General features: G+C 72.4%; 4 protein-coding genes (1 of these 4 running past the window's edge). All 4 read right to left on the bottom strand.

Features of this window, described 5'->3' with window-relative positions; genetic code table 11:
- Window positions 1-6: 6 nt before the first annotated feature.
- Tightly spaced (at most 3 nt apart), the 4 genes in view from VFK57_06320 to VFK57_06305 form a layout consistent with a single transcriptional unit that may run on beyond the window.
- Entirely contained in the window at window positions 7-6,552 is a 6,546-nt protein-coding gene (locus tag VFK57_06320; protein HET7695305.1) for a type I polyketide synthase, read from the bottom strand.
- A 3-nt stretch (window positions 6,553-6,555) separates the two neighbouring features.
- Window positions 6,556-17,301: an SDR family NAD(P)-dependent oxidoreductase gene (locus tag VFK57_06315; GenBank protein ID HET7695304.1), complete on the bottom strand. Its 10,746-nt coding sequence runs from the start codon at window positions 17,299-17,301 to the stop codon at window positions 6,556-6,558.
- A complete protein-coding gene (locus VFK57_06310; GenBank protein HET7695303.1) occupies window positions 17,302-23,178 on the bottom strand; it encodes an SDR family NAD(P)-dependent oxidoreductase in 5,877 nt (1,958 codons plus the stop codon).
- Window positions 23,175-25,474 carry the end of a type I polyketide synthase gene (locus tag VFK57_06305; protein HET7695302.1) on the bottom strand. It continues 2,344 nt past the right edge of the window, so the window shows 2,300 of its 4,644 coding nt (coding positions 2,345-4,644); its start codon lies beyond the right edge, outside the window; its stop codon occupies window positions 23,175-23,177. The genes VFK57_06310 and VFK57_06305 overlap by 4 nt, the downstream gene beginning before the upstream one ends.

Below are 25,474 nucleotides of genomic sequence, written 5' to 3'. Positions count from 1 at the left end.
TGCCCGCTACCTTTCCTCGGCCGTCCACGATTCCAGCGACGCCAGTTCCTTCGCCAGCAGGTCCCGTGCGGCGTCGTCCGAGAGATCGTGGACGGCGTCCGCCTCCTTGTCCTTCACGTCCGCCGGCGGGGCTGCGGCGGCCGCCGGCGGCTCGCCGCCGACCTGCGCGATGACGAACTCCGACAGCCCTTCCAGGGTCGGATGCTTGAACAACAGCGTCGCCGGCAGCGTCCGGTCGAGCGCCGCCGCGATGGCGTTGCGCAGCTCCACCGCCATCAACGAATCCAACCCCAGCTCGCTCAACGGCTGCCGCGGATCGAGCTCCACGGACGCCGCGAGTCCGAGCACCTTCAGCGCCTCGCCGTGCAGGAACGCGGCAACCGCCGCGCGGCGCCGGCTCGGCGCGACCCCGTCGAGCTCCTCGGCCAGCCGGCGGCCGGCGGGACGCGCCGAGGCCGGTCTGGCGTACGCCGACGCAAGCTCCGCCAGCATCGGCGGCTCGCTGCCGGCCGCGAACTGCTTGAACAGGGTTGGCCAGTCGATGGGCAGCACCGCAATTCCCGGGCCGACTCCCAGGCGGATCAGTCTGCTCAGAAGTGACACACCTTCGGACGGCGGGATGCTGCCGTACCCCTCGGCCCGCCAGCGCTGACGGTCCCGTTCGCTGACGCGGCCGGCCATGCCGGCGCCCGCCCACGGGCCCCAGTTGATGCTGACGGCCGGCAGCCCCTGCGCCTTGCGCGACCGCGCCAGGCCGTCGAGGAAGCCGTTGGCCGCGGCGTAATTCCCCTGCCCGGCGCCGCCGAACACCGAGACCATCGACGAGAACAGAACGAAGAAGTCCAGCGGCAGTCCCGCCGACACCACGTGCAGATTCCAGGCGCCGGCGAGCTTCGGCGCGAGGACCGTCTCGAACCGCGCCCACGACTGGCTGGCGAGCAGACCGTCGTCCAGGACGCCGGCGGCGTGAACGATGCCGCGGATAGGGGGCATGCCCGCACGCGCCTCCGCGAAAACGCGGGAGACGTCATCTTGGCGACTGATGTCTGCCTGCGCGATGACTATTTCCGCCCCCGCGTGTCGTAAGGACCCAATGGCCGCGGCCGCGGACTCCGTCGGCGCTCCGCGCCCGACGAGCACCAGGTGCCTCGCGCCGTCGTCGACGAGGCGGGCAGCAACCGCGAGACCGAGCGCGCCAAGGCCTCCGCTGATAACGTATGTGGCGTCCTCGCGAACGCCGGCGCCGCGCGCGCCGGCGCGCGACACTTCGATGAGGACCTTGCCGATGTGTTTCGCCTGCGCCATGAAGCGGAAGGCATCGCTCGCCGCCGTCAACGCGAACACCCGTCGGTTCAACGGCCGCAGCGACCCGTCGGCGAATCCCTGCAGCAGGTCCGCGTACATCCGCTGCACCATCGGGTGATCGTCCGGGCGGAAATAAATCGGGAAATACGTGACGTCGGGCCGCGCCGCCGCCATCTGTTCCTCGCTCCAGATTCCCGCCTTGCCGATCTCGAGGAAGCGGCCGCCTTTGGCGACCGCGGCGACACTCTTGTCGACGAATTCCCCCGACAGCGAATTGAGGACGACGTGCACTCCTTCGCCGGCGGTGAGACGCAGGATCTCCGCGGAGAAGTCGAGCGTGCGCGAGCTCATGATGTGCTTCACGCCGAGCGATCGCAGATACGCGTGCTTCTCCGGACTGCCGGCGGTCGCGAAGATTTCAGCGCCGGCGCGCTGCGCGACCTGCACCGCCGCGAGCCCGACACCGCCGGCGGCGGCGTGAATCAGCACGCGCTCGCCGCGCCGCAGCCGCGCGAGGTGCATCAGCGAGTACTGCGCGGTGAGGAACGCGACCGGAATCGTCGCCGCCTCGTCGAAGGCGAGCGCCTCGGGCTTCTTCACGAACGCACCCGCCGGTGCGGTCACGAACGTGCTGAAGCTCGCCGGTGCCATGCCGAGCACCGCGTCGCCGGCGGCGAAGTGCGTGACCCCGGCTCCGACGCGAACCACCGTGCCGGTGCATTCGCTGCCAAGCGGCCCCGGCTCTCCTTCATACATGCCGAGCGCGTTGAGCACGTCGCGGAAGTTCAGGCCGGCGACGGCAATCTCGACCTCGATCTCTCCCTCGCCGGGCTCGCGGCGCGACCACGGGCGAAGCTCCAGTCGATCGAGCATGCCGCGCGCGCCAATCTCGAGCGTGACCGGACCGGCGGCGTCACCGGCCGCCACCGCCTCGGCGGCGGCGCTGCGCACGAGACGGGCGACCAGCCGTTTGCCGTCGCGATATGCGATCTGATCGTCCGCGCCCGGTGCCGCCGCTTCCGCGGCGACGTCGTCATAGCCCGGCGCCTGACGATCGAGATCGATCGAACGGCAGCGCAGGTCCGCATGCTCGACGGCGACCGTGCGCGTGAGCGCCCAGAGCGGCGCCTGGTCGACGGCGACGTCCGCACCGCCAGCGTCCGTCGCGCCGCGCGTGACGACGATCAGCCGCGGCCGCGTCTCGCGGTCGCTGCGGACGATCGCCTGGGTGAGATGCAGCAGGCTGCCGCAGTGCCGCCGCACACCCTCCGCCGGCGCGGCCGGCGACGACGACCCGTCCGCCGCGATCATGTGAACGACGCCGTGCAGTCCTCCATCCGCCGCCGCCCGCGACAGCAGCTTGTCGAGGTCTTCGATGCTGTCCGGATTGAACCCGGAGCCGGCGACGGCGGTGATCGCCGTGTTCCCCGTCGCGGTGAACGCCGCGGCCGCGGCCTCCGCGCCCGCCTGTGTTGCCGCGACGATCAGCCAGGCGCCGGTCTCAGCGGCCGGCGAAGTCTCGATCGCCTTCTCACGCCACGCCACTTCGTGCAGCCACGACGCCATGGTCTTGCGCGCCGCGACCTGCATCGCGTCCGCGGAGATGCGCTTGTGGTACACGTCCTCGATCTCGGCGGCCACGCGGCCGTCGTCCGCGTAGAGGCGGATGTCGGCCGAGAAGCCGGTGGTATCCCCTTCCGACGGCACGCGCACGCGGACGTGGCTCCATGCCGCCTTCGCGCCGTCGACGTGGACGCGCACGCGGCCGAGGCTCACCGGGAGGTAGGTCTCCCCTTTCGCGGCGTCCTTCAGTTCGGCAGGCACGGCCGCGGCGAGCGGCTGCATCGAGGCGTCGAGCAGCACCGGATGGATGCGATACGCCCCCGCTTCTCCGGCGATCGCGTCCGGCAGCGCGATCGCCGCCAGCGCTTCCCAGTTGCCGCGCCGCATCTCGGTAATGCCGCGGAACGCGGGACCGTACTCGTGGCCGTCCGGCACGAGCGACGCGTAATAGCCGTCCACGTCGATGGCCTCGGTGCAGCGCGCCTTGACGGCGTCGAGCGGCTCGGGCGCGGGACCGCCGGCCGCCACGGCGCGGATCGTCCCCATGCCGTGCTGCCGCCAGCGCTCCGCCTGGCCGGCGCTCTCCGGCTCGAGACTGAACAGCCGGAACGTCACGCTGCCGTCGCCCGCCGGCGTCAGGACGGTCTGCACGCGCACGTGCGCGTCGCCGAGCACGAGCGGATCGCTGATCACCAGCTCCTCGAAGACGTGCGCGCCGGCGCCGAGCACTTCGCGTGCGGCCGACAGGCCCATCTCGAGATAGGCGGTCGCCGGAAACACCGCGGCGCCGCGCTTGCGGTGGTCGGTGAGATACGCCGGCGAGTCGACGCCGATCTCGGCGTCGAACTGCGCGTGCTCCAGCGCGGAGCTGAGGCGCGTGCCGAGCAGCGGATGTCCCGTCGAACGCCCCGGCTGGCCGCCCTTGCGCGCGCCGTCGGCGCTGACGCCCGCAAGCCAGTGCCGTTCGCGCTCGAAGGCGTAGGCGGGCATCGGCAGCTTGTAGCGGACGTAGTCGCGATCGAAGCCCGGCCAGTCGATGTCGGCGCCGCGCCCGTACAGCTCCGCCAGCGTCTCGAGCATCCGCACCCAGTCCATGCCGGCTTTCCGCAGGGACGGCAGGAACACCGCGTCCTCCGCGACGCTGCGCCGCGCGAGCCCGGACAGCGTCGGACGCGGCCCCAGCTCGAGGAAGACGCGGTAGCCGAGGTCGTACAGCGCGCGGGCGCCGTCGGCGAACCGCACCGCTTCACGCAGGTGCCGGCGCCAGTACGCCGCGGACGCGATCTCTCCGCGGATCGGCTGACCGGTGAGATTCGAGACGATCGTCACGCGCGGCGGGTTGAACTTCACGCCGGCGGCGGCCTTCTCGAACTCGTCGAGAATCGGATCCATCAGCCCGGAGTGGAACGCGTGCGAGACCGTCAGGCGCTCCGACGAGACGCCCGCCGCCTGCAGCGCCGCGAGTACGGCGGCGACGTCCTTCTCCGGACCGGAGATCACGGTGTCGTCCGGTCCGTTGACGGCGGCGATGGCGACGCCGCCGTGCGGGGCGAGCGCCTCCTTGACCACGTTTTCGTTCGCGAACACGGCCGCCATGGCGCCGCCGCCGGGCAGCGACTGCATCAGCCGCCCGCGCGCCGCGACCAGCGTCAGCGCATCCTCGAGGGTGAAGACGCCGGCGAGCAGCGCCGCGACGTATTCGCCGATGCTGTGCCCCATCACCGCCGCCGGGACGATGCCCCACGAGCGCCACAGCTCGGCGAGCGCGTACTCGATCGCGAACAGCGCCGGCTGCGTGCAGGCAGTCTGATTGACCAGCGCCTCGTCGCCGGCCGCGGGGAACAGCACCGAGATCAGCGGCCGTTCCATCAGCGGACGCAGGATCGCGTCGCAGCGATCGATGGCGGCGCGGAACGTCGGCTGCGTGTCGTACAGCTCGCGTCCCATGCCCGCGTACTGCGCCCCCTGTCCCGTGAACAGGAACGCGAGGCGCGGCCGATCCGCGCTGGCGACCCGCATGCGGACGGAGCGCGGCGCGCGTTCGCCGGAGGCAACCGCATCGAGCTGGCCGCGCAGTTCCTCGATCGATCCCGCGATCAGCCCCACGCGCTCGCTGAGATGCGCGCGGCCGGCGTTCGCGGTGAACGCCACGTCGCGGATGTCCAGGCCGCCCGCTCCCGTGGACGCGGCCAGCTGGTCGCGCCACCGCGCGGCCACGCGCTGGAGCGCGGCGTCGTTGCGCGCCGACAGCGTGACGAGGTGCAGCGGACGGTCGGCGCCGCGCTCCACCGGTGCCTGCGCCGGCGCTTCGCCGACGACGATGTGCACGTTGGTGCCGCTGAAGCCGAACGAGCTGACGCCGCCCACGCGGGGGCCGCCGCTCTCGACCCACGGGCGCAGCGAAGTGACGACTTCGACAGGGAGCGTCGGCCACGGAATGAACGGATTCGGCTTCTCGAAGTGCAGGTTGGGCGGAATCTGGCGGTGCTGCAGCGCCAGGACCAGCTTCACCAGACCGGCAATACCCGCCGCCGCCTGTGTATGGCCGATGTTCGTCTTCACCGATCCGATCAGCAGCGGACGGTCCGCCGGGCGCCCCTCGCCGAGAACGGCGGCGAGCGCCTGCACTTCGATCGGGTCGCCGAGCGACGTGCCGGTCCCGTGCGCTTCGACGTAGCCGACGTCGGCCGGCTTGACGCCGGCGCGCTTCAACGCCGCCCGGATCACCGCTTCCTGCGCCGGGCCGTTCGGCGCGGTGAGCCCGCTGCTCGCGCCGTCCTGGTTGATCGCCGAGCCGCGCACCAGCGCGAGAATCCGGTCCTTGTCGGCGATGGCGTCGGAGAGCCGCTTGAGGACGATGACCGCGCAGCCCTCCCCTTCGACGAAGCCGTCGCCGCGGCCGTCGAAGGTCTTGCACCTGCCGTCGGCCGCCAGCATGCGCAGCTTCGAGAACACCACCATGTTGATCGGCGTCAGCGTGACGTGCACGCCGCCGGCGACCGCGACGCGGCAATCGTCGTTGCGCAGGCTCTGACAGGCGAGGTGGATCGCGACGAGCGACGACGAGCACGCCGTGTCCACCGCCATCGCCGGTCCCTGCAGACCGAGCACGTAGGCGAGCCGTCCGGCCGCGATGCTGTGGGCGCTGCCCGACAGCGAATACGCGTCGATGCTCGCGAGGTCGCAGTTCTGCAGCTGCAGCGTCGCGTAATCGATGCTGTTGATGCCGACGAACACGCCGGCCGGCACCCCCTGCAGCTTCTCGGGCGACGTGCCGGCGTCTTCCAGCGCTTCCCACGTGGTCTCGAGCAGCAGACGCTGCTGCGGATCGATCCCCGCCGCCTCGCGCGGCGCGATGCCGAAGAACTGCGGATCGAACCGGTCGATCCCGTCGAGGAACGCGCCCCAGCGGCCGTAGGCCTTGCCGGGCACCGCCGGATCCGGATCGTAGTAGTCGTCGCAGTTCCAGCGATCCTTCGGGACCTCCGTCACGGCGTCGCCGCCGTCGCGCAGCAGCGTCCAGAACGCCTCCGCGCCGTGGCTGCGGCCGGGAAAGCGGCAGCTCATGCCGACGATGGCGATCGGCTCGTTGCGGGCGCGATCGGCCGCATCGAGCTTCCCCTTCATCTCGTCGAGCGCGATCAGCGCCCGCTTGAGCGGGGACAGTTCCGTGGGACTGGCCATGGCTTACAAGCTCTCCAGTTTCTGAATCAGCAGCGCTTCGGCTTCTTCGTCCGACAGCTCGGCGATCTTCGCCGCTGCCAGCGCCGCGTCGGCGGCGGCCGCCGCCTCGGGCGCCGGGGTCTCGGGCCCCAGCACCTGCCGCCGCAGATAGCGGGCGATCGCTTCGATCGTCGGATAGTCGAACATCAGCGTCGCCGGGATCGCGATGCCGCCGCCGACGCCCGTCGCCAGCCGGTTGCGCAGCTCGACCGCCATCAGCGAATCGAGGCCGAGATCCATCAGCCGCTGCCGCCGCTCCGGGATCGCCGAGGGATCGAGCCGCAGCACGCCGGCGACGTGGCCGCGCACGAACTCGACGAGAATCTCTTCCTGTTCGGTGGGCAGCGCTTCCGCCAGCCGCAGCCGCAGCGCCTCGGCGTCGCGCGCCGCGTCGGCGCCGGTCGACCCGCCGCGCCGCGCCTCGATCGCCCGGGTGAACTCGTCGAGGCTGGCGCCGTCCGCGGCAGCGCCCGAGAGCGGCGCCCGCGCGATGATCACCGACTGCCCCATGATCGCCGCCGGGCAGTCCTGCTCCGGATACGCGACGGCGAGATCGAAGCCGCCGTCCGCGAGCGCCTGCTTCCACGTCTCCGCCGCGACCAGCGGATGATCGCCGCGGAGATCGTCGCCGAAGCGCTGCCAGCCGTCCATCAGCGCGATCGTGATGTCGAAGAACGAGTGATAGCTCGTGTCTTCGCACAGCACGAGGATGCCGCCGGGCGCGATCAGCGAGCGCGCGTGCGCGATGGTCCGCCGCAGGTCGCTCGTCGCGTGCAGCACGTTGGCGGCGAGCACGACGTCGAAGAAGTGCGCCGGATAGCCCTGCCCCTGCGGCTCCTCCTCGATGTTGAGCAGCCCGTAGCGGACGAAATCGAACGCGGCGAACTTCCCTTCGGCGCGCTTGAGGAAGAAGTCCGACACGTCGGTGAACCAGTACTGCGCGCCGCCGGCCGGCAGCGCCGGCAGCATCGACGACGTGGTGCCGCCGGTGCCGGCGCCGAGCTCCAGCAGGTTGATCGTCCGGCCGCGCCGGGCGTTGACGAACGCGGCGACGGCCGAACGCGCCAGCCCGTTGATGTAGCGCGAGGGGGCGGAACGCTCGTACAGGCCCTCGGCGATGTCGAGGCGGCCGTCCGGGAACAGGGTTTCGACGGAGCTGGCCTTGCCGGTGATCACGGCGGCGAGCGCGCCGCCGGAGCGCTGGATGTACTCCTTCAGGAACGGCACGTCCGCGAGATCCGCCGCCGCCGCCCACAGCGCGTCGACGTCACGGCGCGGCAACGGCGCATCGGCGACGAACGCGGCGCCGTCGGCGCGCAGCAGGCCTTCCAGCGCCAGCCGCGACAGCCACCGGCCGAGCAGCTTGCGGTAGGTCGGGGTAACCGCGAACCGCTCGATCAGCGTGTCCTGATCCTGACGATCGCCCGCGCGCGTGAAGGCGCCCAGCGCGACGAAGGCGTTCACGATGTAGGCGGTGGTCAGCTCCTCGAGCGCGCGCCACTTGCCGTCGTAGGTGTGGAGCGCGAGATCGAGCGGGCCTTCGAACGACTGCCGCCGCGCGGCGGCGTCGACGTCGACGAACACCTGCGGTGCCGCCGCCGGGACGGGCGCCGCCGGCCCGGTCTCGATCCAGTAGCGCTGCCGCTGGAACGCATACGTCGGCAGCACCACCTTCTCGCGCCGGTACGGCGCATCGAAGCCGGCCCAGTCGATGGCCACGCCGTTGACGTACAGCGCGGCCGCCGTCTCGAGCATCTGCTCCCAGTCGTCGCGCCCCTTGCGGAGCGAGGGCACCCACAGCGCCTCCCGATCCCCCGCGGCGCGCCGTCCCATGGCCAGCAGCGTCGGCGACGGGCCGACCTCGAGGAATACCCGGCATCCCTGCTCGTGCAGCGCGAGAATCCCGTCGCCGAACCGCACCGCCTCGCGGGCGTGCTTCCGCCAGTAGGCCGGATCCGCGAGCTCCGCGTCGGCCGCGACGCTGCCGGTGACGTTCGACACCACCGGGATCCGCGCCGGATGCCACGTCATTCCGGAGAGCACCCGCTCGAACTCGTCGAGCATCGGCTCCATCAGCGGCGAGTGGAAGGCGTGCGAGACCTCGAGCCGCGTGGCGCGGACGCCCTCCTTCTCGAGCTGCGCGACGATGGCGGCGACCGCCTCCGCGGCGCCGGAGATTACCGTGTTCCCCGGTCCGTTCAGCGCCGCGATCGACACCGACGCGGCGTGCGGCGCGATCGCCGTCCGCACGGCGGCTTCGTCGGCGAACACCGCCGCCATCGCGCCCGGCGCTGACAGCGCCTGCATCAGGCGTCCGCGCGTCGCCGCGATCCGCAGGCCGTCCTCCAGGCTCACGACGCCGGCCACGCACGCGGCCACGTACTCGCCCAGACTGTGCCCCATGACCGCCGCGGGCTCGATCCCCCACGAGCGCCACAGCTGCGCCAGCGCATACTCGACGGCGAACAGCGCCGGCTGCGTGAACCGCGTCTCGACCAGCGCCCCGTCGTCCACAGCGGGATGCACGATCGAGAGGATCGAGCGCCCGAGCTCCGGCGCGAGCAGTGCATCGCAGCGATCCAGCTCGGCGCGGAACACCGGCTGGGTCTCGTAGAGCGTCCGCGCCATGCCGGGATACTGCGATCCCTGGCCGGTGAAGAGGAAGGCGACGGCGGGTTGTTCGTCGCCGTCGACTATGCCCCGCGCGACGTTCGGAGAGGTCTTGCCCTCGGCAATCGTGCCGAACGCCGCCGCGAGGTCCGTGCGGTCTTTCGCCAGGACCGCGGCGCGGTGACTGAACGGCGAGCGCCCCGTGTTCAGGGTGAACGCCGCGTCCGCGGCGGACAGCGACGCGTCGTTCTCGAGGGCGGCCGCCACCGCCGCAGCGGTTGCGCCCAGCGCCGCGTCGTTCTTCGCCGAGAGCACGGCGATATGCAGACTACGCTCGGGGCCGGCTGCGTCTGAATGCAACGCGGCCGTCTCGCCGTAGCCCTCCACGGATGCAGGGGCGAAGGCGGACAGCACGATGTGCGCGTTGGTGCCGCCGAAGCCGAACGAGCTCACCCCGGCAACCCGCTGCGTGCCAGCGTCCTTCGCCGCCGGCCACGGCATCGGCGCGGTCGGGATGACAATCGGCGCGCCGCCGGTCTCGATGTGCGGGTTCATCTCCGTGAAGTGCAGATGCGGCGGGATCTCGCCGTGCTGCAGCGCGAGCACCACCTTCGCGACGCCGGCGATGCCGGCGGCGGCCTCGAGGTGGCCGAAGTTGGTCTTCACCGAACCGACGACCAGCGGCCGTTCCGGGCTGTGCGCGGCGCCGAACACTTCCGCCACCGCCTGCAGCTCGATCGGATCGCCCAGCGACGTGCCGGTGCCGTGCGCCTCGATGTAGCCGACGTCCTCAGGGCTCACGCGCGCGGCCGCCAGCGCCTCCCGCAGCAGCGCCTGCTGCGCCGGGCCGTTCGGCACCGTGAGACCGCTGCTGCGCCCGTCCTGATTGACCGCCGATCCGCGGATGACCGCGAGGATGCGATCGTTCGCGGCGACGGCGTCGCTCAGCCGCTTGAGGACGATCATCCCCGCCCCTTCGCCGCGGACGTAGCCGTCGGCCGCCGCGTCGAAGGTCTTGCACCGGCCGTTCGGCGCCAGCATGCGCGCGCGGCAGAAGTTGATCGTCAGCTCGGGCGTGAGGATCAGGTTGACGCCGCCGGCGAGCGCCAGCTCGCATTCGCGGTTGCGCAGACTGCTGCAGGCGAGATGGATGGCGACGAGCGACGACGAGCACGCGGTGTCGATCGCCATGCTCGGCCCCTGCAGGCCGAGCACGTACGACAGCCGCCCGGCGGCGACGCTCAGCGAATTGCCGGTGCCGACATAGGCGTCGAGCCGCGACGGATCGTTGATCTTCGCGAACATCTGCCCGTAGTCCTGGGTGCTGATGCCGACGAAGACGCCGCTGCGCGTGCCGACGAGCTTTTCGGGCGCCTGGCCGGCGCGCTCGAGCGCTTCCCACGCGACTTCCAGCAGCAGCCGCTGCTGCGGATCGAGGCTGACCGCCTCGCGCGGCGAGATGCCGAAGAAGGCCGGGTCGAAGCGGTCCACGTCGCGCACGAACCCGCCGTCGCGCGTGTACATCTTGCCGGGCTGCGCCGGATCCGGATCGTAGTAGGCGTCGATGTCCCAGCGATCCCTGGGGACTTCGGAGATGGCGTCGACGCCGCCGCGCAGCAGGTCCCAGTATTTCTCCGGCGTGTCGGCATCGCCCGGCAGACGCAGGCCCATCCCGACGATCGCGATCGGTTCGTCGAACGACGCCGGCGCCGGCGCGGCCGGCTCCTGCACGGCAGCCGACGCCTGCGAGAGGTTCAGGACGTCCTTCACGAGATACGACGTCAGCGCCTCGACGGTCGGGCAGTCGAACGCCAGGGTCGAGGGCAGCGCCCGGCCGATGCTGCGCTGCAGGCGGTTGCGCAGCTCGACCGCCATCAGCGAGTCCATCCCGAGATCGCGCAATCCCTGGGTCACGTCGACCGCGGTGGAGCTCCCGATACCGAGCACCTGCACCACCTGCTCGCGCACGTGCGCCTGCACGGCGCTCCGGCGGCGGCCCGCCGGCATGCGATCGAGCTCGGCGACGAAGCCGCCGCTCGCCGCCTGCGGGGCCGCCGCGCGTGACGCGGGACGGCGGACGAGATCCGCGAGCATCGGCGGCACGTCGTCTCCCGCCGCGTCGCCGACGCGCTTCCAGTCGGCGGGCAGCACCGTGATCTGCGGATCCGTCCGCGACAGCACGTGCAGGAACGCAGACACGCCCTGCTCCGGCGAGAGGCTGAGCAGCCCGCTGCGGCTGACGCGCGAACGATCCTGCTCCCTGAGCGACGCGATCATGCCGCCGTCCGCCCACGGTCCCCAGTTGATGCTGATCGCCGGCAGCCCTTCCGCCGCGCGCCGCAGCGCGAGCGCGTCGAGCGCCGCGTTGGCGGCGGAATAGTTCACCTGTCCCGGCGATCCGAGCACCGCGGCCGTGGACGAGAACAGCGCGAAGAAGTCGAGCGGCGTGTCTGCCGTCAACTCGTGCAGGTGGAGCGCGCCGAGCACCTTCGGCGCGAACACCGCGTCGAACTTTTCGGCGCTCTGTTCCGCGACCACCGCATCGGCGAGCACGCCGGCGGAGTGCACGACGCCGCGGAGCGGCGCCATGGCATTGGCGCGGCCGAGCGCCGCGGCGACGTCCTGCCGGCGCGAGATGTCGCCGCGGACGACGGCGACGCGTGCCCCCGCCGCTTCGAGCGAGCGGATTGCCGCAAGCGCCGGATCGCCGGGCTCGCGGCGTCCCATCAACACGAGATGCCGCGCGCCCGCCTCGACCAGGCCGCGGGCGATGTGCAGCCCCAGCGCGCCGAGGCCGCCCGTAATCAGATAGCTCGCGTCGGCGCGGACGGCGGGGGCGGACGCCGTTGCCGCAGCGGGCGGAACGAGCACGACCTTGCCGATGTGCCTGGCCTGCGCCATGAAGCGGAACGCGTCGGCGGCCTCGGTGAGCGGGAAGACGCGGTACGGCAGCGGCTTCAGCTCGCCGCGGTCGAACGCGGCGACGAGATCGCGCATCATCGACTGCACGATCGCAGTGTCGACGTCGCCGAGGTAGATGGCGTGGTAGGCCACGTCGGGGCGGGCCGCCCGCATCTGCTCGGCGGTCCAGATCCCGGTCTTGCCGATCTCGAGGAACCGCCCGCCGGCGCGCAGCGTGCGCAGGCTCTCCGGGATGAAGTCGCCGGCCAGCGAATTGAGGACGATGTCGATCCCTTCGCCGTTGGTGCGGGCGAGGATCTCGGACGCGAAGTCGAGCGTCCGCGAGCTCATGATGTGGCGGATGCCGAGCGACGCCAGGTACTGCCGCTTCTCGTCGCTGCCGGCGGTGGCGAAGATCTCGGCGCCGGCGCGCTGCGCCAGCTGCACGGCGGCGAGGCCGACGCCGCCGGCCGCGGCGTGAATCAGCACGCGATCGCCGCGCTTCATCCCGGCGAGCTGGTCGAGCGCGTAGCCGGCGGTGAGATACGTCACCGGTATGGTGGCGGCTTCCTCGGCGGTCAGGCGCGAGGGACGCGGCGCGACGTAATCCGCGATGGTCGTCGCGTACGAGCTCAGCGTGCCGCCGCCCATCGCGATGACGTCCTGCCCCACGGTCACGCTGGTCACACCGGCACCGACCGCCGACACGCGTCCGACGCATTCGTTGCCCAGCGCCCCGGCGTCCCCGGGGTACATGCCGAGCGCATTCAGCACGTCGCGGAAGTTGAGTCCCGCCGCCGCGACCTCGATTTCGACCTCGCCGGGGCCGGGCGCGCGGCGCGCCAGCGGTTTCAGCTCGAGATTGTCGAGGATGCCGCGGACCGGAATCGTCAGTTCGACGGCACCGGGCCGGCCGGCGTCCGTCGTCGCCCGCGCCGCACGCTGCAGCCGCGCGACGTAGCGGCGGCTGCCGCGGATCGCGATCTGATCCTCGCTTCCGGCAGAGGCGATCTCCGCCGCCAGGTCCGCCGACACGTCGGCAGCAGCCGGATCGAGATCGATCGTCACCGACTGCAGTTCGGGATGCTCGAGGCGAAGCGTGCGCGCGAAGCCCCAGATCGACGCCTGCGCGAGCGACGGCGCGCCGGACTCCACCACCTGTGCGCCGCGCGTGGCGATCCACAGGCGGGGCTTGCCGCTCGCCGAGGATCGGGCCACCGCCTGCACGAGCGCGAGCAGGCCGCTGCACGTCCGGCGGATCTCCTCGTGTGTCGACGCGGCGTCTTCCCCGTCGCGCCGCGACAACGCGCGGAGGTCGAGGATGTTGGCCGAACCGGTGACGTCGGCGTCGTCGAGCGCGGCGGCTTGCCGGACCGCATCGCCGCGCGCGGTCAGCCGCGCGGCGACCGCGTTCGTCATCGCCGGCTCGCCGAGGACGAGCCAGGAGGTGGACGCCGGGCTCGCATTCGACGCCGGGCGGACCGCCGGTTTCCAGGCGACCCGGTAGAACCAGTCTCCGGCGCCGGCGCGCGCCGCGGCGCGCAGCGCGTCGCGGCTGGCGCGCTTCAGGCGCAGACCGCTGACGTCGGCGAGCACGGCGCCGGCGGCATCGAACAGCCGGAAGTCGGCCACGAGCGTTTCACTCGATCCCGTGTCGCGCACGCGGACGTGGCTCCACGCCGGCTGCGCCGCGCCATGGCGCGCCAGCCGGTCGATGTCGACGAGCAGATACACCGCGTCGGGATCGGCGGCCGCCTCGGCGGGCAGCGCCGCGCCGAGGATCTGGAAGCAGGCATCCGCGAGCGCGGGATGCAGGTGGAATCCCCCCTCCGCCACGCCATCGGGCAGCCGGATCTCCGCCAGCGCTTCGCCGCGACCGCGCCAGAGCTGCGTGATGCCCTGGAAGCTGCGGCCGTAATCCATGCCGGTGCCGCGAAGCAGCTCGTAATACGCGTCGACGGGCTGCGCCTGAGAGCAGCGTGCGCGCACCGCGTCGAGCGCCTCGCCAGCCGGCGCCGCCGCGGGCTGCGGCTTGATCGCCGCGGTCGCGTGCAGGCGCCACGGCGCCTCCCCCTTGCCGTGTCCGTCCGGACGGCTGAAGAACTGGAACGTCCCGGAAGCGGCGCCGTCGGGCGTGAGCACCACCTGCGCGATGTGCCGCTCCCCCTCGGCGAGCACCAGCGGCTCGGCGATGGAGAGGTGCTCGACCGCGGTCGTTCCGGCGCCGAACGCTTCCTCGGCCGCGGCGATCGCCATCTCGAGTGCGCCGGTCGCCGGGAAGACGGCGGAGCCGAAGACGCGATGATCGGCGAGGAACGGCAGCGTCGCCGGATCGATCCTGCCTTCGAAGATGATCTCTTTGATGGGCGACGCGATGCGGCGGCCGATCAGCGGATGCACGTCCGCGGAGGTCCCGGCGCTCGACGCGGCGGCCAGCGCCGCCTTGTCCAGCCAGTAGTGCTCACGCTGGAACGGGTACGTCGGCAGCGCCACCTTGCGCCGCGCATAGCCCGACTCGAACGCCTTCCACTGCACGTCGACGCCGCGCACATACAGCGCACCGAGCGACGCCAGCAGCGTGTCCCATGCGCCGCGATCCTTGCGCAGCGACGGCAGCCACGCCGCCTCGTCCACCGGGACGCAGCCCTGCCCGAGGCCGAGCAGCGTGGCGGCCGGGCCGATTTCGAGGAACACGCGCGCGCCTTCGGCGGCGAGCGCCTGCATGCCGGCGGCGAACTGTACCGTGCCGCGCACGTGCCGCCGCCAGTACGACGGCTGGCTCAGCTCGTCCGGCGCGGCGCGCCGCCCGGTGACGTTGGAGATGACGCCGATCCGCGGGCGCGAATACGTGATCGACGCCGCGATCCGCTCGAACTCGTCGAGCATCGGATCCATCAGCGGCGAATGGAACGCGTGCGACACGGTCAGCGCCTGGGTGCGGATGCCTGCGGCCTTCCACGACTCGCAGAGCGCCGCCACGTCCGCCTGCGGACCGGCCACCACCACGCTCGCCGGACCGTTGACCGCCGCGATCGACACACGCGCGGCGACCGGCGCGATCGCGTCGCGGACCGCCGCTTCGCCCGCCCACACCGCCGCCATCGCGCCCCCCGCCGGCAGCGCCTGCATCAGGCGTCCGCGCGCGGCGATGAGCTTCAGCGCGTCTTCCAGCGTCATGACGCCGGCGATGCACGCGGCAACGTACTCGCCGACGCTGTGGCCGATGACGAGCGACGGCAGCACGCCCCACGACTGCCACATCTCGGCGAGCGCGTATTCCAGCGCGAACAGCGCCGGCTGCGTGTAACGCGTCTCGTCAATGGGCGAGGACGCGCCGTCCGCCGGGTACAGCACGGACAGCAGCGGCACGTCGAGCTCCGTGCGGAGCAGCGCGTCACAGCGATCGAGGGCGGCGCGGAAGGCAGGCTGCGTGTCGTACAGCTCGCGCCCCATGCCGGCGTATTGCGATCCCTGTCCGGTGAACAGAAACGCCACCGGCGGCGCGACCACGCCGCTGACCTTGCCGCGAATCGTCTCGCTGTCCGCGAGCAGCTTGCGACGGACGTCGGGGGCGTCGGCTCCGGCGACCGCCAGGCGGTGCGCGAAGTGCGCGCGCCCCGCATTCGCCGTGTAGCAGACGTCGGCGAGCGGCTCCTTCGTCGTCTCCAGGAACGTCGCATAGCGCGCCGCGAGCGCATCCAGCGCCGCCTCGGTTCGCGCCGACAGCGTCAGGATGTGCCGGGGCCGCTCCGCCGCGTCTGAATCCGGTGCGGCCGCGTCGCCGGCGCGCCCCGAGGGCGCGGAGGCGGACGCGCCTTCGATCACGATGTGCGCGTTGGTGCCGCTGAAGCCGAACGAGCTCAGGCCGGCGATGCGGCGGCCTTCGATCTCGGGCCACGGGGTCGCCTTCGTCGGGATCACGATCGGCAGCTCGGCCCAGGGAATGTGCGGGTTGGGGGTCTTGAAGTGGATGTGCGGAGGGATCTCCCCCTCCACCATCGACAGCACCACCTTGATCAGTCCGGTGATTCCCGCCGCGGCTTCCAGATGCCCGACGTTGGTCTTCACCGAACCGACGAGCACCGGCCGGTCGGCCGGCCGTCCTTCGCGAAGGACGTTGGCGAGCGCGAGGATCTCGATCGGATCCCCGAGCGTCGTCCCGGTGCCGTGGGCTTCGACGTAGCCGACGTGGGCCGGCTCGACGCGCGCCTTGGCGAGCGCCTGACGGATCAACGCCTCCTGCGCGACGCCGTTGGGCGCGGTGATGCCGCTGCTGCGGCCGTCCTGGTTGACCGCCGAGCCGCGGATCACGGCGAGCACCCGATCGCCGTCCGCCTGGGCCTCGCTGAGCCGCTTGAGGATCACCACGCCGCAGCCTTCGCTGCGGCCGAACCCGTCCGCGGACGCATCGAACGTCTTGCAGCGGCCGTCCGGCGCCAGCATGTGCGCGCGCGACAGCACCACGTTCGCCTCGGGCCCGAGGATCACGTTCACGCCGGCGGCGATCGCCATGCGGCACTCGCCGCTGGAGAGGCTCTGACACGCCAGGTGCAGCGCCACCAGCGACGACGAGCAGGCGGTGTCCACCGACACGGCCGGACCGTGCAGCCCGAGCAGATAGGAGAGCCGCCCGGCCGCGACGCTCGAGGCGTTGCCGGTGCCGACGTAGGTCTCGAGCTGCGCGAGGTTGCCGCCTCGCGTCTGCAGGTGCAGGTAGTCGTTGCTCGAAATGCCGACGAACACGCCGGTCTGGCTGCCGAACAGGTGGTCGATCGGCTGGCCGGCGTGCTCGAGCGCCTCCCACGTCACTTCCATCAGCAGCCGCTGCTGCGGATCGAGCGTCGGAACTTCGCGCGGCGCGATGCCGAAGAAGTGCGGATCGAAGAGATCGAGGCCGTCGAGGAACCCGCCCTCGCGGACGTACATCTTTCCCGGCGCGTCCGGATCGGCGTCGTAGCAGCCTTCGACGTCCCACCGGTCGGCGGGGATCTCGCGCACCGCGTCGACGCCGTCGCGCAGCATCTCCCAGAACGCGCGCGGGTCGCCCGCCCCGCCCGGCACGCGGCAGCCGAGGCCGACGATCGCGATCGGATCGTGCCGGGTCTGCTCCGCCTGATCGAGGCGGGTGCGCAGCTCGAGCGCGAGCAGCGCGAGCCGCTTCGGCGGCAGCTTGGAAATGCGTTCGAGGAACTCGTTCATTTAAGCACCCGGGCCCGTCACTCGCGAGGCGAACAGCTTGTCGACCTCTTCGTCCGAGAGGTTCTCGATGTCCAGCAGGAGATCGCCGACTCCCGTGGCGCTCGCTTCGACCGCGGCGGCGGGCGGCGCCGCGGCAGTCGATTCCATTTCCAGCTCCAGTACGTCGACGGCGATGTGCCTGGCAATCGCGTCGATCGTCGGATAGTCGAAGGCCAGCGTCGATCGCAGCGAGCGCGCGATCGAGCGCTGCAGCCGGTTGCGCAGCTCGAGCGCCATCAGCGAATCGAGGCCGAGATCGCGGAGCCCCTGCCGCGCGTCGAGCCCCGCCGGATCCAGTCCGAGCACGCGTCCCGCCACGTCCGCCACGTGCGACAGCAGCAGCGGCCATTTCTTGAGTGGCGGCGCCGCCTCGAGCTCCTGCATGAACGCCGGCCGCGCCGGTTCGGCCGCCGCGGCAGCCGCCGGGGCCTGCGCCGGCTCGAGATCCCGCAGCAGCGCGGGGCGCCAGCCCGCGGACGGCGCGAGCAACCGGCGCCAGTCCGCGTTGACGACGACGGTCTGCGCGACGCCGGCGCCGATCAAGTGGTCGAGCACGACCAGGCCGCTGCGCGGATCGATCGATCCGAGCCCCAGCGCCTCGCCGCGATCGGCCGCGCCGGCGCGCGCCGCCGCGCCTACCTGGCTCCACGGCCCCCAGTTGATGCTCAGGGCCGGCAGCCCGCGCGCGCGCCGGTGATGCGCCAGCGCATCCATGAAGGCGTTCACCGCCGCGTGATTGCTCTGGCCCGCCGGCCCGAGCACCGCCGCGCTGGTCGAGAACAGCACGAAGAAGTCCAGCGCCAGGTGTTCGGTCGCGGCATGCAGGTTCCACGCCCCCTGCACCTTCGCCTCCATCACCGTGCGGAAGCGATCCCACGTCTGCTGCGACACCACGCCGTCGTCCACGGTGCCGGCGGAGTGCATCACGCCGCGGAGCGGCGTGCCATCCGCCGTCAGCTCGCCGATGATCCGCGTCACCGCCGCGCGATCCGACACGCTCACCAGCGTGACGTCGACGCGGGCGCCGGCGCGCTCCATCGCCGCGATCGTCTCGCGCGCCGCCGCGGACGGCGCGGTGCGCCCGAGCAGCAGCAGACGCCGCGCGCCATGCGCCACCATGTGTTCCGCGACCAGCAACCCGACGCCGGCGAGACCGCCGGTGACGAGATACGCGCCATCGGGATGGAACAGGCCGTCCTCGCGCGGCGCCGGCGCCTTCCTCGCCGCCCCCGGCGCGAGCCGCAGCGCGAGGCGCTCTCCGGCGCGCAGCGCGAGCTGGTTCTCATCCAGCGACGCGGTCAGCACGTCGTCGTACAGCGCTTCCAGCTCGTCGCCGCGGTCGGGCGCGGCGGCATCGAGATCGACGCAGGTGAAGCGCAGCTCCGGCAGTTCCCGTGCGACGACGCGGCTGAAGCCCCAGACCATCGCCTGCGCGGGAGACACCGCCGCCGGGCCGCCGGCGCCGGCGGGCGCGACGGCCTGCGCGCCGCGGGTGACCACGGTCAGCGGCGCTGAACCACTTGGGGAAGCAGCCAACGAGTGTACCAGGTGCAGCACGCTGCCGCACGCCCGTTGTGCCGCGAGATCGATCTGCTCGGCCGTGTCCGCGGCAGCGAGCGATTCGTCCAGGCCCCACAGGTGCACGATGCCGCCGGGCGGCGCCGGTGACACGGCGGCAAGGACGCGATCGATGTCGTCGCGACGCAGCGGATTGGCGGTGAACGCATCGGCCCCGTGGCGCGCGAACGCGGCGCCGGCACGCACGATCGCACAGCGGCCGCCGCGCGCGGCGATGACCGCCGCCAGGCGATCGCCGGTGCCGCCGGCGTCGGCGAGGATCAGCCAGCGCGTAGGATCCGCGGACACGGCGCGCGGCAGCGCCGCGGCGTCGTCACGCCGGCCGAGAATCACCGCCGCCCCGGTGTCGTGTCCCTGCACGAGATTGCCGGCCAGCGCGGTCTGGGAGAATCCGTTCGCGTGCAGCAGCGACGTCCAGGTGGCGGCGTCGGCGAGGGCCGAGCCGGGACGGACGTCCGTGTCGGTGAAGTTCCACCAGCCGTCGGTCATGCCGAACGTGAGGTCGAGGAACCGCGTGCGCGCGGTGCTTTCGAGCAGCATCAGCAGACCGCCGGGCGCCAGCAGCGAGCTGACGTTGGCGATCGTCCGCCGCAGGTCCGGCGTCGCGTGGAGAACGTGCGACGCGACGATGACGTCGAACGATCCCGCCTCGAATCCCTGCGCCGCCGGATCCTGGCTGACGTCGAACAACCGGTAATCGACGAACGGAAACGCCGCGAACTTCTCGCGCGCCCGCGAGAGGAACGCGTTCGAGAGATCGGTGAACGTGTAGCGCGCCCGCTTCGGATCGAGCGCCGGCAGCAGGTAGGCGGCGGTGCTGCCGGTGCCGGCGCCGATCTCGAGGATGCGGATCGCGCGCCGCCGCGGGGCGCCGGCGAGCGCGGACTGGAGCGTCTCGCGCAGCAGGCTGTTGAACACGCGCGAGCCGGGCGCGTCCTGATAGACGCGCTCGAGTTGATCGAGCGAGCCCTGCGGGAACAGCAGTTCCATCGCGTTGGCGCGGCCGCGCAGCACGTCGGCCAGCTCGCGCGCGCAGCGCGAGGCCAGCGCGATCTCCCCGCCGTACTCGGGATACGTGGAGAGCAGGCGCGCGGCCTGGGCATCGGGATCGGCCGGCGCGGGCACCGAGGCCACCGACCAGCCGGACGCCGTCCGCGCGAGCAGCCCGTCCTCGGCGAGGATCTCGAACATCCGGCCGAAGAGCCGCGCATGGCGATCGAGCACGCCCATACGCTGCCGCAGCGCGTCGACGGCGACGGTGGTTTCGCGCTGGAAGTCCCATCCGAGCTGGGCGAAGGCGCGCGCGACGTAGTCCGCGCACATCCGATCCAGCTGCGGTTTCATCGACCAGTAGGTGCCGAGGCCGTGCTGCGATGCGAGACCGTCCGCCTTGGCCACTGCCCGGCCCGCCAGATCCACAGCCGGCGCGATCTGCAGCGGCAGCGAGGTCGAGCCGGCCGACGGCTTCGGCTGCCACTCGAGGTCGTAGAGCCACTCGCGCCACGGTTCGGCAGGCACGGTCGCCCGCGCCCCCCGCTTCGCCGGATCGATCTCGACCCAGAAGCGATCCTTCTTGAACGGATAGGTCGGCGCCGTGACCTTGCGCGCGGCGACCCCGGCGAAGAGCGCCGGCCATTCGACCTCGGCGCCGCTGGTATAGAGATCGCGGACGCACTCGAGCATCTGCGGCCAGTCGCCGCGCCCCTGGCGCAGCGTCGGGATCCAGATCGTGTCGTCCGGCAGGCGCCGGCGGCCCAGCGTCGACAGCGTCGGCGTCGGCCCGACTTCCACGAACACGCGGCAGCCGCGCGCGTAGGCCGTGTCGAGCGCGGCGGCGAACCGGACCGGATCCGAGAGGTGCGAGGTCCAGTAGCCGGCGGTCACGTCACCCGCACCCAGGACCTGGCCGGAATGATCGGAGATGCACGCGATGCGCGGCGCGGCATACGTCGGCCGCGAAGCCGCCTGCTCGAACGCCGCGCGCACCGGCGCCATGAGAGGCGAATGGAACGCGTGCGAGACGCGCAGCCGCTGCGACCGGACGCCTCGCGACGACAGCGCGGCGAGGATCGCATCGACCGCCGTCCCCGCACCCGAGATCACGAGGCTGTCGTCGCCGTTGATCGCGGCGATCGAGACCGCGTCCTGATGCGGCGCGATCGCCGCGCGGACGACGTCCTCGGTGGCAAAGACCGCGGCCATGGCCCCGCCGGCCGGCAGCGCCTGCATCAGGCGGCCGCGGGCCGCAATCAGCGCCGCGGCGGCCTCGACGCTCATGATGCCGGCAGCGCACGCCGCGGCGTAGCCGCCCACGCTGTGGCCGAGCACCACGGAGGGTTCGATGCCCCACGAACGCAGCAGCTCGGTCAGGGCAATCTCGATCGCGAACAGCGCCGGCTGCGTGACGGCGGTCTCGTCGACGGCCGCGGCGTCGCCGGCTGCGTCGAACAGAATCTCGGCGAGCGTGCGCCCCAGCACCGGGCCGATGAACGCCGCGCAGCGATCGAACGCCTCCCGGAACACCGGCTGTACCGCGTACAGCTCGCGCCCCATCCCCAGGTACTGCGCGCCCTGTCCCGTATAGAGGAACGCCACGCGCGGACGGAGCGTCGCCGACACATCGGCCGCACGCACCGCCTCGTCCGGCTCGCCGCCGACGAACGACGACACCGCGCGCGACGCCTCGTCGCCCGACTTCACGACCGCCGCAAACCGGTGCGCGAAGTGCGCGCGGCCGGCGGCCGCGGTGAAGGCCACGTCGACGAGCCCGCGCCCCGGGTTCGCCGCGAGGTCGTCGCTCCAGCGCCGCGCCAGATCGCGCAGCCCGTCGGCCGACTTGGCGGAGAGCACCAGCAGTTCGGCGCCGCGCGGCGCTGCCTGGGCCGGCGGCTCCGGCGCCTGTTCGACGACCACGTGCGCGTTCGTGCCGCTGGCGCCGAACGAGCTCACGCCGGCGATCCGGCGCGAGTACGCCGCAGGCCACGGCTGGCGCTCGCGCGCGACCGCGATTGGAATGTCGTTCCAGTTGATGTGCGGGTTCGGCTCCGCGACGTGCAGGTGCGCCGGGATCTCCCCGTGCTGCAGCGCGAGCACCACCTTCATCAGCCCCGCGATGCCGGCGGCAGCCTCGAGATGCCCGACGTTGGTCTTCGCCGACCCGACGAGCAGCGCCTTCGACCGATCGCGCGACGCGCACAGGGCAGTGTTCAACGCCCGGATCTCGATCGGATCGCCGAGCGGCGTGCCCGAGCCGTGCGCCTCGACGTAGCCGACCTCGGCGGCGTCGATGCGGCTCGCCTCGATCGCCTCCCGGATCAGCGCTTCCTGCGCCGGGCCGTTCGGCACCGTCAGCCCGCTGCTCCGGCCGTCCTGGTTCGTCGCCGTGCCGCGGATGATGGCGAGGATCCGATCGCCGTCCGCCTGCGCGTCGCTCAGCCGCTTGAGGACGACGATGCCGCAGCCCTCGCCGCGGACGTAGCCGTCGGCAGCCGCGTCGAAGGTCTTGCACCGCCCGTCCGGCGCGAGCATGCGCGCCTTCGAGAGCAGCACGTTGTGATCCGGCACCAGGATGGCGTTGGCGCCGCCCGCCAGCGCGAGACGCGACTCGCCGAGCCGCAGGCTCTGACATGCCAGGTGGACGGCGACGAGCGACGACGAGCAGGCGGTGTCGACCGTCAGGCTCGGCCCCTGCAGCCCGAGCAGATACGAGATGCGCCCCGCCGCGAAGTTCGCCGCGTTGCCGGTCAGATTGTAGGCGTCGAGATCGTCGGGCAGCGCCTCGCGCAGCAGCTGCACGTAGTCGTTGCTCGACATGCCGAGGAATACGCCCGTGCGCGTGCCGGCCAGGCGATCGGGAGCCTGCCCGGCGTGCTCCAGCGCCTCCCAGCCGACCTCGACGAGCAGCCGCTGCTGCGGATCCATCTTGATCGCTTCGCGCGGCGCAATGCCGAAGAACTGCGAATCGAAGCGATCGAGATCGCGGACGAAGCCGCCGTGCCGGGTGTGCATCTTGCCCGGCGCGTCGGAGTCCGCGTCGTAGTAGGCGTCGACGTCCCAGCGGTCGGCGGGCACTTCGGTGATGGCGTCGATGCCGCCGCGCAGGAGCTGCCAATACGCCTCCGGCGTCGACACGCCGCCGGGGAAGCGGCAGCCGAGACCGATCACCGCGATCGGCTCGACCCGCTTGCCTTCGAGCTCTTCGACCCGCGCGCGCAGGCGGCGCAGCGCGATCAGCGCCTGTTGCTCTGGCGTCAGACTCACCCCTGGTCCTCCCCGATTCCGTCGAGCGACAACGCGGCGAGCTCGCCGGCGAGCAGCGCCCGCACTTCCTCCTGCGTCATCGTCCCCACCTGCGCCACGTCGGCGTCGAGCCCCGGCGCCGCCTTCACGTTCGCGCGCGCCGGCTCGGGCGACGGCGCAGCCGCGGCCGGCGCGACCAGCCCGAGCAGGTACTCCGCCATGGCGTCCAGCGTCGGGCAGTCGAACGCCAGCGTCGGCGCCAGCGCGACGCCGAGCGCGTGCTGCAGGCGGTTGCGCAGCTCGACCGCCATGAGCGAGTCCATGCCGAGCTCGGTGAGACCCTTGCGCGGATCCGGCGCGGCTCCTTCGACCGCGAGCACGGCCCCCGCGTGCTGCTGCAGCGCCTCGATCAACACGCCGCGGCGATCGCCGGGCAGCGCTGCCACGACCCGGCGGGCGAGATCCCCGCTGCCGGTCCTGCGCTCAGGACTCTCGGACGGCGCGAGCTCGTCGAGCAGCCGGCGCGGCGCGCGTGAGCGGTAGATCGGGCCGAACACGCGCCAGTCCACGGCCGCCGCGACCAGTTGCGGAAGGCCGGTGGACAACGCGTGCGCGAAGGCGGCGATGCCGTCGGCCGTCGCGAACGCGCTGACGCCCATCTGGGCCATGAGGCGCTGACCCGCCGCGTCGGCCATCCCGGTCTCGGCCCACGGGCCCCAGTTGATGCTCGTCGCCGGCAGGCCCTCGGCGCGCCGCGCGTGCGACAAGGCGTCGAGAAACTGGTTCGCGGCGCCGTAATGCACCAGACCGCGCGAGCCCCAGATCGCCGCGCCCGACGAGAACAGCACGAACAGGTCGAGCGGCAGGCCGCGGGTCAGCTCGTGCAGGATCCACGCGCCCGCGATCTTCGGACGGCAGACGTCGCGCACCTGCTCCGTCGTCACCTCGCCGACACTGTCATTGCGGAGCACGCCGGCGGCGTGAATCACCCCGCCCAGCGGCGCGCCGGCCGCATCGATCTCGCGCAACACCGCTTCCATCTGCGCTCGAACGGCCACGTCGGCGCTGACCACGCGCAGGTTGACGCCGCGGCGTTCCAGCGCCTCGATCGCGGCAAGCGCGTCGCCGGCCGCCGGGCGGCCGCGCCGCGAGGTGAGCACGAGGTGCGTCGCGCCGGCAGCGGCGAGCCACTCCGCGACGGCGAGGCCGAGGCCGCTCGCGCCGCCCGTCACGAGATACGTGACACCGGCCCGGATCTGCGCGGGCTTCACCGCCGCTGCGGTCGAACGCGCCAGGCGGAGCGCGCGGCGCGTGCCGCTCCGGTAGGCGACTTCGTCGTTCCCGTCAGCGGCAAGCTCGCGCAGGACCGCCGCCGCCGCGTCGTCCGCGGACGCCGCCGGATCGACGTCGATCGAACCGCCCCAGATCTCCGGATGCTCGAGCGCGATGACGCGAGCCGCGCCCCAGATCGGCGATTGCGCCACGGCGCCGCCCAGCGCCGGAGCGGCGCCGCGGGTGACGCTGAACACGCGCGCGCGCGCGCCGGTTCGCAGCAGCGCCTGAGCCGCCGTGACGAACGTTTCGACGCCGTCGCGCTGCGCGATGGCCAGCGCGTCGCCGGTCAGTTGCGCGTTCGGCTCGGCATCGAGACTCCAGAGGTGGACGACGCCGCCGAGATCGGCCTGCTGCCGGACGGCAGATTCGATTGCCGCGACCGGGTCCTCGCCGCGGCGGACGATCACGACGGGAGATCCCACCTTCAGGAGCGCCGCGGCGAGCCGATCGCCGACGCCGGAGCCGTCCGAGAGGACAATCCACGCGCGCGCCGCGCCGCTCCCGGCGGCGGACGAAAGCGGCGCCTCACGCCACTGAAGCTCGTACAACGCGTCCTGTACCGGCGTGGAGGCATCCGGGGTCCTGGCGTCCACCCAGTAGCGCTCGCGCTGGAACGGATACGTCGGCAGCGCCACCTTGCGGCGCGCGTAGCCGGCGTCGAACCCTTTCCAGTCGATCCCGGCGCCGCGCACGAACAGCCCGCCGAGCGATTCGAGCAGCGTGCTCCAGGCGTCGCGATCGCGCCGCAGCGACGGCAGCCATAGCGCATCGCCGTGGCCGGCGCAGGCCTGACCGAGACCGAGCAGCGTCGCCGAGGGACCGATCTCGATGAACGCGGTGATCCCGTCGTCGGCGAGCGCCTGCATGCCGGCGGCGAACTGCACCGTCGCGCGTACGTGGGCGCGCCAGTAGGCCGCGGTCCCCAGTTCCGACGCCGTCGCGCGCCGGCCGGTGACGTTCGAGATCACGCCAATCCGCGGAC

Source organism: Vicinamibacterales bacterium (genome assembly GCA_035699745.1).
GTDB lineage: Bacteria > Acidobacteriota > Vicinamibacteria > Vicinamibacterales > 2-12-FULL-66-21 > JAICSD01.
This window is presented reverse-complemented; position numbering and strand designations above follow the sequence as displayed.